The sequence below is a fragment of the Shimazuella alba genome (genome assembly GCF_009831235.1).
GTDB classification, from domain to species: Bacteria; Bacillota; Bacilli; order Thermoactinomycetales; family Thermoactinomycetaceae; genus Shimazuella; species Shimazuella alba.
The window spans coordinates 1-14,002 of record NZ_WUUL01000019.1 but is presented as its reverse complement, the minus strand read 5'-3'; the positions used below and the strand labels follow the sequence as shown (position 1 = coordinate 14,002).

Here is a 14,002-nt window from a genome sequence, read left to right as displayed (position 1 = left end):
TTGTCCACCTCAAGGTTACCCTGGTTCATTTTATTAATATCCACATAAAGATCATACCAATGATAAATGTTATAACATAACCCAAAGGGAATTTTCTTTCCGCTTCATATAAGGGAGGATGAGAAAAATGAATCAGTGAAACTTTATTTTTTGTTTTATCTACATATACAACCCCTGCCGGACGATAGAGAAGAAAAAAAGGAAAGAGGAGATCCCGGATCGCTGCTCCTGTCCGTCTCATTGGTTTTCTTTCTTTCGCTACCAACACAACATATAATAATCCTTCTTTCATCGCCAAATAATCGACATACATTCTGCTTTGATAAGCTTCAGAGTCCAATTCTATGGAAATGGGTATTTTCTTCTTTCCTTCGATGGGGTCATACCCAAACTCACGTAATAAATCTGGAACTTCGCCTTTTATTACTTTCGGTTCTTTTTTTGACTTATTCATGATTATATCTTTGGCAAATCGAAAAGAAACCCACTTGCGGGCAATGAGAAACAAAATAAAAAAGATAATAAGGACCAAGACAATAGAATCACCTGACTGAGCCATATTCTCCCCCTTTCTATAAGTGGGTTATTCCTCCGAGAAAGAAATCTGATGGGCTTCTTTTAACACTTGTTCCATCCTATCTTCTAATGGATAAGAACGTTCATCCGCTCCTTTTATCAGATACGCTAAAAACTCTATATTTCCTTTTCCTCCTCGGATTGGAGATGGAGCCAATCCTGCAATATTAAATCCTTCCTGGCGAAACATCTGCGTAGTTTTCGCCAATACTTGACGATGAATGGCTATATCTCGAACGATGCCTTTCTTTCCTACCTGATCTTTCCCCGCTTCAAACTGTGGTTTAATCAACGCAACGACTTCACTTTGTATAGGAATCAATTGCTTTAACGTTGGAAAAATGTTTGAAAGAGAAATAAAAGAAACATCAATCGTAGCAAAATTAGGTACAGGACCGATCAACTCCTCGGATTGAAGATAACGAAAATTGGTCCTCTCCATTACTTGGACTCGGTCATCCACTCGCAATTTCCAAGCCAACTGCCCATAACCTACATCAATGGCATAAACAAAGGAAGCTCCATTTTGCAAAGCGCAATCTGTAAAACCTCCTGTTGACGCTCCAATATCCAAAACAACTTTTTTATCCAGCTGAATAGAAAACGCATCGATCGCCTTTTCTAGTTTTAATCCACCTCTACTCACATAAGGGTGTATTTCTCCTTTGATATGAATATTACTATCAACCGGGTATTTTGTACCTGCTTTTGTTTGAGACTCATTTTCTACAAAAACAAGCCCAGCCATAATGGCCCGCTGGGCTTGTTCCCGACTGGGATAATATCCTTTCTGCACAAGGAGAATGTCTAAACGTTCTTTAGCCATTCGATTACCTCAGATCTTTTGAATATCAGGGACACAGCATTTTTTTGCTGCTTGTACTATCCCTTCTGTAGTCAAACCAATTTCGGCTCGCTGTTCATTGATACTTCCGTGCTCCACATAATAATCAGGGACACCGAGTATGCTGACAGACTGCTCTTTATTTCGTTCAGCAAAAAATTCCAACACTGCACTACCAAACCCGCCTATTTTCGTTCCTTCTTCTATTGTAACAATTGGCATTTCCCTTTTGTTAATAGCTAGAAGAAGTTCTTCATCCAGCGGTTTTGCAAATCGTGCATTTACGACTTTCGCTTGAATTCCTTCTTTCGCCAATTGTTCCGCAGCTTCTACGGCTAAAGGAACCATGTTTCCAAAGGCTAATAATGCTACATGACTCCCTTCACGCAATACCTCAGATTTTCCAATTGGAATAAGTTGAAATTCTTCATCCATCGGAACTCCTTCGCCTTCGCTTTTGGAATACCTGACAGCAATAGGGCCTTTGTTGTATTGTGTTGCTGTGTATAACATATGTTGTAACTCGTTTTCATCTTTTGGCATCATGATCACCATTCCCGGCTGGGAACGCATAAAGCTAATATCATAAACACCTTGGTGTGTTTCACCATCTTCTCCAACGAATCCGGCACGGTCTACTGCAAACGTAACATTTAGATGCTGTCGGCATACATCATGAATAAATTGATCATAACCACGTTGTAAAAAGGTAGAGTATATGGCCAAGACCGGTTTCAATCCTTGTGTCGCTAGACCTGCTGCAAAGGTTGCTGCATGTTGTTCCGCAATCCCAACATCAAAACAACGATCTGGATATGTCTTTTGGAACTTATCTAACTTAGAACCTGTGATCATGGCTGGTGTAATGGCAACTATTTTTTCATCTGTTTCAGCCAGTTTCACCATTGTCTCTCCAAAAACTGCTGGATATGCTGGAGCATTGGCCTTTTTCTTTTGGAATGCACCAGACTCAATTTTATAAGTTCCAACCCCATGAAAATTAACAGAATCTTCTTCAGCAGGTTTATAACCTTGTCCTTTTTTGGTAATAACATGAACCAACACAGGACCTTTTGTATTTCCAGCTTGTCGTAAGCACTCCATCATCTCGTGCATATGGTGACCATCTACAGGACCTAAATACGTAAATCCAAGGGTTTCAAACAGCACGCCTGAAACCAATAAAAATTTAATGCTATCTTTTACTCGTTCTAGTGTTTTTGCAAAAGGCTCCCCAATTGTGGGTATCTTTTTTAGTACTTGTTCCACTTCAGCCTTCATTTTATTGTAGTGCCGATGCGTGCGTAGTCGGCCAAGGTAATTATGCAGTGCACCTACATTCGGGCTGATAGACATTTCATTATCATTCAAAATAACCATCATATCTTTTTGCTCTTGACCGATATGATTTAATGCCTCTAAAGCCATACCACCTGTTAGTGCTCCATCTCCAATGATCGCTACGACTTTGTTCTTCTCGCCCAAGATATCGCGAGCAGCAGCCATTCCCATAGCTCCAGATATAGAAGTACTGCTATGACCTGTTTCCCATACATCATGCTCACTCTCACTCATTTTAGGGAAACCGCATAGACCTTTATATTGGCGTAAGGTAGAAAATTGATCGCCACGCCCAGTGAGTAACTTATGGACATAAGCTTGATGACCGACATCCCATAAAAACTTGTCTTTTGGGCTGTCAAATAAATAATGCAGCGCGATCGTCAGTTCAACAACGCCTAAATTAGAAGCTAAATGTCCACCTGTACTAGATAAACTATTGATGAGAAACTGCCTTATTTCTTCCGCCAACTGGGGAAGTTGATCTTCCGATAACTTTTTTAAATCCGTTGGTGTTTGAATATGCTCGAGGAGCAAGAAAAACCGCCTCGCTTTCAAAGTTGTATATTCTTCAGAAAAATGCCGGTCTATGAAGACCGGTTTAACTCAAACATAGCTATGTATCTATTAGTCACTAGGTCGTTCGACTGCTAGATATTAAAACCCATTATAGCACAGGTTACCTTACCTGTCCCGTAAGAGTAAATAATCCGCTAGTTCCAGCAAACGTGTTGGATCTAGATCTGCTCGACCTTGAATGGAGTCTCTTGCACTTTGAATACATGTCTGTAATCTATTTTTTGACTCTTCAATTCCTAATAGTGCTGGATAGGTAGCTTTCTTGTTGTGTTCATCACTTCCGACAGGCTTACCGATGATCGCTTGATCACCGACAACATCTAAAATATCATCTTGAATCTGAAAAGCAAGCCCCAATTGATACGAAAAAGTAGTCAATGCATCCAACGTTTCCTTGCTTGCACCAGCGACCAAAGCACCTACACGTACAGAAAATGTAATTAGATCCCCTGTTTTTCGACGATGCACCTCTTCTAATTCATCCAATGTAATGCTGCGGTTTTCATTTTCCATATCCTGCACTTGACCATTGATCATTCCTCTAGCCCCTGCAAAACGTGTTGCTTCTCTTATTATGCCTAATGCAACGTCAACTGATAACTCCGCTTCTTCCGCTCCTTGCGCAAGCAAACCAAATGCTTCTGTCAAAAGCCCATCGCCTGCTAAAATAGCCATCGCTTCCCCATAAACTTTATGATTGGTGAGCTTTCCTCGACGGTAATCATCATCATCCATTGCTGGTAAATCATCATGAATCAATGAGTATGTATGGATCATTTCGATCGCACAGCCAAATGGAAGAGCTAGTTTACCATCGCCTCCTAATGATTCTAATGTAGCAATAGCAAGAACTGGCCGTATACGCTTACCACCAGCTAAAAGAGAATATCGCATCGCTTCTTTCAAATTAGCTGGTATATTGGTCCAATTGCTGCTCATATGATCCAATTCTTGATGGACGAGATCTGCTGTGTTTTGTATGTATGTTTTTGTTTCGTTCATCCTAGTTTCCTTCTTTCAACCATAAGCTAATTTTTCATTTCGTCTATGTATTTTCCTCACGAATAGGATGAAAAGGCTTTTTTGACCAATCTCCGTTCTCTTCTACCAATATCTCCACTTGTTGTTCAGCCCAATCCAATTTTTTCCGACAGATCCCAGCTAACTTGGTCCCTTCCCCATACAATTGAATTGCTTCTTCAAGAGGAATATCTCCTTGCTCTAATTGTGCAACCACTTCCTCTAGTCGTTCCATTGCACGTTCAAATGTTAAATCGTTCATTTTTTCTCCTCCTTTTTCCACACTTGGCATTTTAGTTTCCCTTCTGCCAACTGTACATCTAATAAATCTCCAGGATTTACTTGATCTGCAGAGGTAACGAGTTGGTCGCCGCCAAGACGATACACCAACGAATATCCTCGTTTCATCACTGCAAGAGGGCTAACCGATTCCAAACGTGTAACAAGCTGCGAAAATTGCTTCTCTTTTCGCTCCATATATTGTTGAAAAAATAAGGATTGCTCCCTTGAGCTCCGTTGTAATTTTGACCTCGCATCACTAATCTTTGAATCGGGTTGTACTGATTGTATTCGATGAATAACACGCTCTAATGAGCGCTCGCCTTTCGCATAATGAGCAGCTACTGCTTGATGAAGGCGTTTGGTCAAGTATTGAAATTTCTCTTGGTGAGGCACAAGTTTCCGATCTGGATGCTGGAAAATAGGACGTTCCATCAACCGACTTAACTGAAGTTGACGTTGATCAAATATTTTTTTTGGTAAAGTCTCTAGTCGAACGAGAACTGCATCCAGCTTACTTTTTAATTCTTCTTGATTTGGAACTGCCAACTCTGCTGCTGCCGTAGGAGTTGCTGCACGAACATCTGCTGCTAAATCACTTAACGTTGTATCTGTTTCGTGGCCTACAGCGGAAATAATCGGTATTGTGGAGTTCGCTATACTCCGAACTACAAGCTCCTCGTTGAATGCCCATAATTCTTCAATCGATCCTCCACCACGACCTACAATCAACAAATCTACTTCTGCTCGTCGATTCATTTCACCGATGGCATTGGAGATCTCCCATGCTGCTACATCTCCTTGTACTTGGACCGGATATAGCAGCACTTTTGCTTGTGGGTAGCGGCGTTGTAAGGTGGTAATCATATCTCGAACCGCAGCTCCGTGCGGTGAAGTTATCAAGCCAATGCTCTTGGGATATGCTGGTAAAGTTCTTTTTGCCCGTTGAAATACACCTTGCGCTTCTAGTTGTTCTTTCAGATATTGAAATCTAGTGAATAAATCCCCTTGTCCACTATTGCGCATTTCCAAGGCTCGGATTTGGACTTGTCCATCACGGTCATACACATCGAGTTGACCACGAATGGTTACACGATCACCGTTTTTTGGTTTAAACAACAAATACCGTGCAAAACGCGCAAAAAAGACTACTCGCATTCTCGCAGATTCATCTTTTAGGGTAAAATACATATGCCCGCTTGCGTGATGGGTAAAATTAGATATTTCTCCTTCAACTCGCAGAGATTGCGACTTGGCATCTTTGGTAACGATAGAGGTAAGATGGGCTACCAACTGACGAACAGTCCATACCTCTTTTGCCATTAGCCTGCATGCCTTTTCGCTGATTCGATGGTGTTTGCCATTAACATCGTGATAGTCATCGGACCCACGCCACCTGGAACAGGAGTAATCGCAGAAGCAATTTCGCTAACTTCATCAAATTTCACATCGCCAACTAAGCCAGCATCCGTACGATTCACTCCAACGTCAATCACAACAGCACCAGGTTTGACATGATCTTTGGTAATCATTTCAGCACGCCCCACTGCTGCGATCAATACATCTGCTTGTTTAGTAATGGAAGCAAGGTCTACTGTTTTGGAGTGACAAATCGTTACTGTAGCGTCTGCTTGTAGAAGTAACAAAGAGATCGGCTTTCCAACAATGTTGCTTCGCCCAACGACAACAGCATGTTTTCCTTGCAAAGAAACATCTGATCGCTTTAGCAATTGCATGATACCAGCTGGAGTGCAAGATAGAAAAGTTTCTAAGCCTGTTACCATACGCCCTACACTCTCTGGATGAAATCCATCAACATCTTTTTCCGCTGCTATTGCTTCGATCACTCGTTGCTCTGAGATTTGCTTTGGTAATGGTAGTTGTACCAATATCCCATGTACAGACTCATCTTTATTTAAATCATTTACTTTCGATAATAATTCATCTTCACTGATCGTATCCGCATAACGAATTAAAACGGATTCCATGCCGATTTCTTCTGCTGCACGGATTTTCCCTTTTACATAGGACTCCGATGCTGGATTGTTTCCAACCAGTACCACCACTAGTTTTGGAAAAATATCATTTTTTCTCAATTCACTTACTTCATCTTTTAATTCAAGACGAATGTCTGCTGCTATCTGTTTTCCACTTATTATTTTTGCTGGCATTATCGATCCACCTCTTTATATAATATCTGTAGTTTACCATTTGTTTGAAAATCATGTAACAAAAACTAGGGAGGAATAGAAGTTGAACCGAATATTTGCTGATCTTCATATCCACCTAGGAAGATCAGAAAGCAATCTACCTATTAAAATAACGGCTGCTCGCAATATGACATTTCATCATGTAGTGAAAGAAGCGAGTACACAAAAAGGAATTTCCATGATCGGAATTATAGATGCACACTCTCCACCCATTCAAGCAGAAATAGAGGAAGGAATTTCGAATGGCAGTTACCAAGAACACCCCAACGGTGGAATACGCTATCAAGACACCATCTGCATTTTAGGGGTAGAGGTAGAATGCAAAGAAGCCCACACGGCTCCTTTTCACATGCTAGCTTATTTTCCGACACTAGAAAAAATAAAGCAGTTCACAGCTTGGTTACAACTGCATATGAAAAATGTACAACTGAGCACACAACGTCTCTACCAACCTGTATCCGTGTTTATAAAAAAAGTGAAGAGTTTACAAGGTTTAGTCGTACCTGCACATATTTTTACTCCCTTTAAAAGTATGTATGGAAGTGCTACTACATCCATCGCAAATCTCTTTGAACCTGCGTTATTAGACGCAGTGGAATTGGGCCTAAGTGCTGATACGCAGATGGCTGATCAAATTTCTGAATTAGCTTCTATTCCATTTTTGACAAACTCGGACGCTCACTCTTTACCGAAAATCGGGAGAGAATACAATGAATTTTGGGTAGAAGAGTTGTCTTTTCAAGATTTCAAATACGTTTTAAAAAAAGCGAAAGGAAGAAAAATTGTTGCAAACTATGGATTAAATCCGCTTCTTGGCAAATACTATCAAACTTATTGCCTCGTATGCGCGAAGCAAAAGCCTTTTTCCCGTACCCTTTGTCCTTCTTGTGGGAGTACAAAAGAAGTAACGGGAGTAAAAGACAGGATATCTCTTGTTGCGGATCAATCTTCTTCCTCACCAGAAGATAGACCCCCATACTTTCATCAAATCCCATTGGAATTCATTCCGAAAGTAGGCAGGAAAACAATCGCAAAGCTCATCGAACATTTTGATACAGAGATGAATATCATCCATCAAGCATCCATCGATGAGATTGCTGACATAGCAAATCCAACCTTAGCCAACTACATTTTACAAGCAAGGCAAAATAAATTATCTTTGCAAAAGGGCGGCGGTGGCAAGTATGGAAAAATTACTTAGACACCCCTAGCTCCGTAATAACTTTTCCAAGGACACCATTTACAAAACGTCCAGCTTCTTCCCCGCTAAATGCCTTTGCGAGATCTACTGCTTCATTTACAACTACTTTGGCAGGGATATCTTTTTGATACAGTAGTTCATAGACTGCTAATCGCAAAACAGCACGATCGACAATCGAAAGACGATCCAGTGACCAACCACTTTTCACATAGCGGCTGATATAAGGATCAATTTGTTCTAGATGTGCTTTTAATCCTTGACGGATTATCTCATAATATCCTCTGTCTTCCTCTGTAAGTTTTGCTTCATTCGGAGCAAAAATATCACCTTGATCCTCTGGATGAACCAATTGCTGATATTGACGTTGGATAACCAATTCACGAACCAATCGACGACTCATTGTTTCACCTCCAAAAAAATCCGAGCCAAAAGGCTCGGTTTCTTCTTCCTAAATACGTTTATCGAACAAAAGAACCAACGCTTTTCCTTACGTCCCTTATTTTAATCGATTTGGCTTCTCTTGCTTCTCTTTCGCTTTTTCTACTTGAGGAACTCTGATTCCTTCTACTTGTACAATCACCTGATCGACCACAATACCTGTCATTGCTTCAATCGCTGATTTCACTTGTTCTTGAACTTCTTGCCCTACATTCGGGATATGGTAACCATATTCGACGATAATAGAAACTTGGATAGCAGTCTGCTCATTTAAAGCTACTTGAATTCCTTGACGTAGATTTTTTCGACCGAGTAATTGGTTGATATCTCCAACTACTCCGCCTTTCATCCCACTTACACCTTCTACTTTGGATGCAGCCATTCCAGCAATTATTTCAAGCACTTCTGGTGCAATCTCTACTTTTCCTAAAGGACCTAAACGTTCCATTACAAATCACCTTCTTCAAACAAGTTTATCCCTTCCAAGAACTGAATATGAAAGTCTCCTGAAACAAAATTAGGATTGGACATCATTTTAATATGGAAAGGAATAGTCGTATGCACTCCCTGAATCGCAAATTCGGTAAGCGCTCGGCTCATCCTTGCAACAGCCTCATCTCTATCTTTACCCCAAACGATCAATTTCGCAACCATCGAATCGTAGTAGGGTGTAATAGTATACCCTGGATAGCAGGCACTATCAACCCTGACCCCAGTTCCTCCTGGTGCTAAATAAAATTCGATTTTCCCAGGAGAAGGGATAAAGTTTTTCTCAGGGCGCTCCGCATTGACACGGCATTCGATTGCCCAGCCATTAATCTGGATATCTTCTTGGGTGACAGATAGAGGGAGCCCAGCAGCAACTAAAATTTGTTCCTTTACTAAGTCTACACCAGTAATTAACTCTGTGACAGGGTGTTCTACCTGAATCCGTGTATTCATCTCCATGAAGTAGAAGTTTTGATCACGATCAAAGAGAAACTCAATCGTCCCTGCTCCAGAATAATCTACAGCTTGCGCAGCAGCGATCGCAGCCTGCCCCATCTTTTCGCGAATCTCTGGAGAAATAGCTGGAGAAGGAGCTTCTTCAATTAATTTTTGGTATCGGCGTTGGATGGAACAATCCCGTTCCCCTAAGTGAATCACATTGCCGTGATTATCTGCCAACACTTGAATTTCAATATGTCTTGGTTCTACCAAAAACTTTTCTAGATACACGCCAGGATTTCCAAAGTTAGCTTCGGCTTCTTTTTGCGCAAGATTTACAGCGTTTACTAATTCTTCTTCGCTATAAACAACACGCATCCCTTTTCCGCCGCCACCTGCTGTAGCTTTCACGATGACAGGGAAACCAATTTCTTTTGCTGTCTCCAGCGCTTCACCGATATCTTCGATAACACCCTCTGTACCCGGAACTACTGGTACACCACTTTCTTTCATGGTTTCGCGAGCAGTTGTCTTATCTCCCATTTTCACGATTGCCTCAGGAGATGGGCCGATAAACGTAATGTTACAGCTTGCACATAGTTCGGCAAATGCAGCATTTTCTGCTAAAAATCCGTATCCTGGATGGATCGCATCCACCTCTAGCAAGGTAGCAGCACTCATAATATTGGTCATGTTTAGATAGCTGTCACGGGACATAGCTGGTCCCACACAATACGCTTCATCTGCAAGGGTGACATGTAGAGCTTCTCGATCTGCTTCTGAATAAATAGCAACTGTTGCAATTCCCAATTCGCGGCAAGCACGAATAATACGAACTGCGATCTCTCCTCGGTTAGCTACTAGTACTTTTTTAAACATATGACTTCCTCCTTCCTAAGAAGGCTTCACGAGAAATAGTGGTTGTCCGTATTCGACTAACTGACCATTTTCAGCCAATACTTGGACAATCGTTCCACTTACCTCTGCTTCTAGCTCATTCATCAATTTCATTGCTTCGACAATACAAACAACTGATTTGCTGTTAATCGTATCCCCTTCACTCACATATGGATCTGCATCTGGAGAAGAAGCACGATAAAACGTACCTACCATTGGTGAAACAATTTTATGTAGATCGGTGTCTGTTGATTCCTCAGCAGGGGCAGACGCTGCTGGAGCAGTTTCTTGTACTGCAGGTGCAGGTGGTACAGCTTGTGGAGCTACCGGTGGAACATAGGCAGCAGGAGCTGCGACTTGCTGTGTGATTACCTCAGGTTTTGCCTTGCGAATGGAAACTTTTTCTCCATCTTTTTCAAGTTCAAACTCATCAATCGAAGAATCATCAATTAGTTGAATAAGTTCACGTATTTCATGCATTTTTAATGTCATTGTGCCATTTTTCCTCCTTGAAAACATTACGTTCTTATCATATCTATTTTTTTAGGAAAAGGCTAGTGGGGAGTATGAGAGAAAGTATGAGGTTGCTTTATGTTCGTAGCATCTACATAAAAAGAAAACAAATACATATGATATTTTTTAATTTTTATGTTAAAATGACTTTGATAGAGGAGCATAGATAGAAGCTCCATTAGTCACTAGTGGAAAGGATGACCCATGGCTCACGATCCGACCGCCAACGTGGAGCGAAACATCAAGCGACTCCCCCGATCGGAGGCTGAGAAGGCACTCGCAACACTCCTGGGCAACGCCGCTGTTCAGGAGTTTATCGCCCAAATCGGAGGCACGCGGCGAATCGATCAGGAGGCCGTGCGACAGGCCCTCTCTTCCCCGGTCGCCCGTAAGAACATGGGGGACCTCAAGAAGGTGGCTCCCACTGCAGCGAAGGAGATCAACAAGCTGTAAGGCTTTCCACTTCCCCCGGTTGCAGCACGACCGGGGGAAGTCAATTTTTACTATAACCTATAAACATATTCACAATCATCATCCACTTCTGTATAATAAATGTGTCGGTTACTACGAAGGGAAAAAACATGGAACCAATCTTCGATGTCATCGGTAAACTCATCGGAGCTGGTCGCGATGTAGTGATTGGTCTTTTCCAGGATCCTTTGATCGGTGGGCTCCTTACCTGCTGGATCGCCTACCTTCTCATCAAGAAGCTGAGAGGCTGAGAGGTAACCAACCGTCGTGGGACCAACACCTGTTAAGGTGTCGGTTCCACGACCCCAAAAAATCTATAACATATAATTTAGGGATTACCAAGAGTTGCTCCACAAGTTACTCTTTTTTATTTCTCCCCATTCCTCCATTTAAGCTATAATAAATAAATAGCTTTCTTTACCAATTCCACTCCCCTAGGAGGACCACTAGATGTCCAAATTACCATTACGTTCGGAGCAAGACAAAACATACCAATGGAAGTTAGAAACCATATTCCCAACAGATACCGCATGGGAAGAAGAGTTTAAGGCTGTCAAAAAGCTAATCCCTACGTTGCGTGAATTTGAAGGGAAATTAGCTGAATCTGCTACTACCTTCTACCAAGCATTGTCCACTCGTGATGAGTTATCTGCTCGCATCGGCAAACTGTTTGTCTATGCTCGTATGCGTTACGATGAAGATACAACCAATTCTCATTATCAAGCGTATAACGATCGCGCTTCCACTTTAACAACAGAAGCTGGCAGTGCACTAGCTTACTTAAAACCGGAAATTCTAGCAATCCCAGCTGCAACCATACAATCTTTTCTCCAATCGGAGCCTAAACTGCAATTATACAGCTACGAACTTGCTGAACTAGACCGTTTCCGCCCACATGTTTTATCTTCCAAAGAAGAAGCATTGCTCGCAGAAGCAAGCGAAGTGTTGGGAGCATCGCGAAATACATACGGACTCTTAAACAATGCTGATATGAAATTCCCTTCTATCACCGATGATGAAGGAAAAGAAGTAGAAATCACACATGGGCGTATGATTCAACTGCTTGAAAACAGTGATGCTCGTGTGCGCAAAGATACTTTCCATGCTGTCTATGATACATACGGAAGTTTAAAAAATACATTTGCGAGTACATTATCAGCTCATGTCAAAAAACACAATCTAATGGCTCGTCTGCGTCATTATGATTCTGCACGTCAGCGCTCTCTGAGCGGAAACAATATTCCTGAAAAAGTGTATGACCAATTGATTTCCATCGTGCATGAAAATCTACCTTTGCTGCATCGCTATATCAAACTGCGAAAAAAAGCAATGGGTGTAAAAGAATTACATATGTATGATCTTTATACTCCTTTCATCAACCACAAACCGAAAAAAATCACGTATGATGAGGCAAAAGATATTGTAGTAAGAGGGCTTGCACCGCTTGGTACCGAATACCGAGAAACACTGCAGCACGCATTCCGTGATGGTTGGATTGATGTGTATGAAAATCAAGGAAAACGCAGTGGTGCATATTCCTTTGGTACTTATGGAACCAATCCATTCGTATTGATGAACTGGCAAGACAACATGGATAACATGTTTACCTTAGCGCATGAGTTGGGTCACTCCATGCATAGTTACTACACTCGCAAAACACAGCCATATGTGTATGGAGACTACTCCATCTTCGTAGCAGAAGTAGCGTCTACTTGTAACGAAGCCATATTGAGTGATTATCTGTTAAAGACAACGACAGATCGTAACGACCGTCTCTATCTTTTAAATCACCAAGTAGATAAATTCCGGGGAACAGTGTTCCGTCAAACAATGTTTGCTGAGTTTGAATTGCTGATTCATCAGAAAGCACAAAACGGGGAAGCACTGACTGCTGAAACGTTAACGAAAATTTACTACGAATTAAATCAAAAATATTTTGGTACTGACATCACCGTTGATGAGAAAATAGGACTCGAATGGTCCCGTATTCCTCACTTTTACTATGATTTTTATGTCTACCAATATGCTACTGGGACTAGTGCTGCTACAGCGCTTGCCAAACAAATTCTAGAAGAAGGAAAACCAGCAGTTGATCGCTATCTCACTTTCCTTTCTTCAGGCAGTTCAGCAGGACCGATTGAAGTATTGAAACGTGCGGGTGTTGATATGACACAACCTGATCCGATCCGCTCTGCATTTGATGTATACAAAGGTTACTTGGATGAATTAGAAGAATTGTTGTAAAAAAAGCTGACTTGAGGAAAGAGTAAAATCGCTCTTCAAGTCAGCTTTTTCTTTTACTTGATACCATTCACCATGGATTGTATTCAATCTGTTTACAAATTTATGCCTAATGGATGGATTGCAAATGTTCATCCAAGCAATCCAATGTTTCGGTAATTCCCTGCTCCATACCCATCTCTATTACTGTTTGGAGCGCTTCAGGGGAATCATACTTGGTTTTGCTGAGCAATTTCGTCTTTCCATCTTGCTCGATTAATGTCATCGTAGTATGGGAAGCTGGCATTCCCTCAGCTTCATTCCCCTCTGCATCAGAAAAGTAGTCGGTATAAGTAATTTTTTCATCTTGGACAATTTCTCCATAAACGGCTTTTCCCCAAGATTCCATTCCATAAAAATCACCGAGATTCTCGTCTACAGCCTTCATACAGTAATGCCAAATCCCATTAGGGCGGAAATCAATGT

At 41.4% G+C, this 14,002-nt stretch carries 15 protein-coding genes; 3 read left to right on the top strand and 12 right to left on the bottom strand.

What is annotated here, in order from left to right; genetic code table 11:
- Window positions 1-25: 25 nt before the first annotated feature.
- From GSM42_RS19070 to folD, 7 genes are all read right to left on the bottom strand, one after another.
- Entirely contained in the window at window positions 26-559 is a 534-nt protein-coding gene (locus GSM42_RS19070) for a hypothetical protein (protein ID WP_160803142.1), read from the bottom strand.
- Between the two features lie 24 nt (window positions 560-583).
- Entirely contained in the window at window positions 584-1,402 is an 819-nt protein-coding gene (locus GSM42_RS19065; RefSeq protein WP_160803141.1) for a TlyA family RNA methyltransferase, read from the bottom strand.
- A gap of 9 nt (window positions 1,403-1,411) precedes the next feature.
- A complete protein-coding gene (gene dxs / locus GSM42_RS19060) occupies window positions 1,412-3,298 on the bottom strand; it encodes a 1-deoxy-D-xylulose-5-phosphate synthase (protein ID WP_160803140.1) in 1,887 nt (628 codons plus the stop codon).
- Window positions 3,299-3,445: 147 nt separating this feature from the next.
- The gene (locus GSM42_RS19055) at window positions 3,446-4,342 is read right to left on the bottom strand and encodes a polyprenyl synthetase family protein (protein WP_160803139.1); all 897 of its coding nucleotides are present in this window, start codon (window positions 4,340-4,342) and stop codon (window positions 3,446-3,448) included.
- Between the two features lie 43 nt (window positions 4,343-4,385).
- Window positions 4,386-4,622: an exodeoxyribonuclease VII small subunit gene (gene xseB / locus GSM42_RS19050; RefSeq protein WP_160803138.1), complete on the bottom strand. Its 237-nt coding sequence runs from the start codon at window positions 4,620-4,622 to the stop codon at window positions 4,386-4,388.
- Window positions 4,619-5,962, bottom strand: coding sequence for an exodeoxyribonuclease VII large subunit (xseA, locus tag GSM42_RS19045; protein ID WP_160803137.1), 1,344 nt, complete (start codon window positions 5,960-5,962; stop codon window positions 4,619-4,621). Before xseA ends, xseB begins: the two co-directional genes overlap by 4 nt.
- Window positions 5,962-6,810 carry a bifunctional methylenetetrahydrofolate dehydrogenase/methenyltetrahydrofolate cyclohydrolase FolD gene (gene folD / locus GSM42_RS19040; protein WP_160803136.1) on the bottom strand — a complete coding sequence of 283 codons (849 nt, stop codon included), beginning with the start codon at window positions 6,808-6,810 and terminating at the stop codon, window positions 5,962-5,964. The genes xseA and folD overlap by 1 nt, the downstream gene beginning before the upstream one ends.
- Window positions 6,811-6,892: 82 nt before the next feature.
- On the opposite strand from folD, the gene GSM42_RS19035 reads away from it, so the two are divergent.
- On the top strand, window positions 6,893-8,050 hold the full coding sequence (locus GSM42_RS19035) for an endonuclease Q family protein (protein WP_202404997.1): 1,158 nt from the start codon (window positions 6,893-6,895) through the stop codon (window positions 8,048-8,050).
- Here GSM42_RS19035 and nusB read toward each other — a convergent pair.
- The 4 genes from nusB to accB all read right to left on the bottom strand — a co-directional run bounded on the left by nusB (window position 8,043) and on the right by accB (window position 10,804).
- Window positions 8,043-8,450, bottom strand: a complete 408-nt coding sequence (gene nusB / locus GSM42_RS19030; RefSeq protein WP_160803135.1) for a transcription antitermination factor NusB — start codon at window positions 8,448-8,450, stop codon at window positions 8,043-8,045. The two genes, GSM42_RS19035 and nusB, sit on opposite strands and share 8 nt — an antisense overlap.
- 96 nt (window positions 8,451-8,546) lie before the next feature.
- Window positions 8,547-8,936, bottom strand: coding sequence for an Asp23/Gls24 family envelope stress response protein (locus GSM42_RS19025; RefSeq protein WP_160803134.1), 390 nt, complete (start codon window positions 8,934-8,936; stop codon window positions 8,547-8,549).
- Window positions 8,936-10,294 carry an acetyl-CoA carboxylase biotin carboxylase subunit gene (accC, locus tag GSM42_RS19020; RefSeq protein WP_160803133.1) on the bottom strand — a complete coding sequence of 453 codons (1,359 nt, stop codon included), beginning with the start codon at window positions 10,292-10,294 and terminating at the stop codon, window positions 8,936-8,938. The genes GSM42_RS19025 and accC overlap by 1 nt, the downstream gene beginning before the upstream one ends.
- Before the next feature lie 15 nt (window positions 10,295-10,309).
- The gene (gene accB / locus GSM42_RS19015; RefSeq protein WP_160803132.1) at window positions 10,310-10,804 is read right to left on the bottom strand and encodes an acetyl-CoA carboxylase biotin carboxyl carrier protein; all 495 of its coding nucleotides are present in this window, start codon (window positions 10,802-10,804) and stop codon (window positions 10,310-10,312) included.
- A 225-nt stretch (window positions 10,805-11,029) separates the two neighbouring features.
- Between accB and GSM42_RS19010 the strand changes: the two genes are divergently transcribed.
- Both GSM42_RS19010 and pepF read left to right on the top strand, forming a co-directional pair.
- Entirely contained in the window at window positions 11,030-11,278 is a 249-nt protein-coding gene (locus GSM42_RS19010) for a hypothetical protein (protein WP_160803131.1), read from the top strand.
- 468 nt (window positions 11,279-11,746) lie between these two features.
- Window positions 11,747-13,540 (top strand): oligoendopeptidase F, encoded by a 1,794-nt coding sequence (gene pepF / locus GSM42_RS19005; RefSeq protein ID WP_160803130.1) that lies wholly within the window; start codon window positions 11,747-11,749, stop codon window positions 13,538-13,540.
- 106 nt (window positions 13,541-13,646) lie between these two features.
- On the opposite strand, the gene GSM42_RS19000 is transcribed toward pepF, so the two are convergent.
- On the bottom strand, window positions 13,647-14,002 hold a 356-nt coding region (locus GSM42_RS19000; protein WP_160803129.1), incomplete at its 5' end, for an SRPBCC family protein.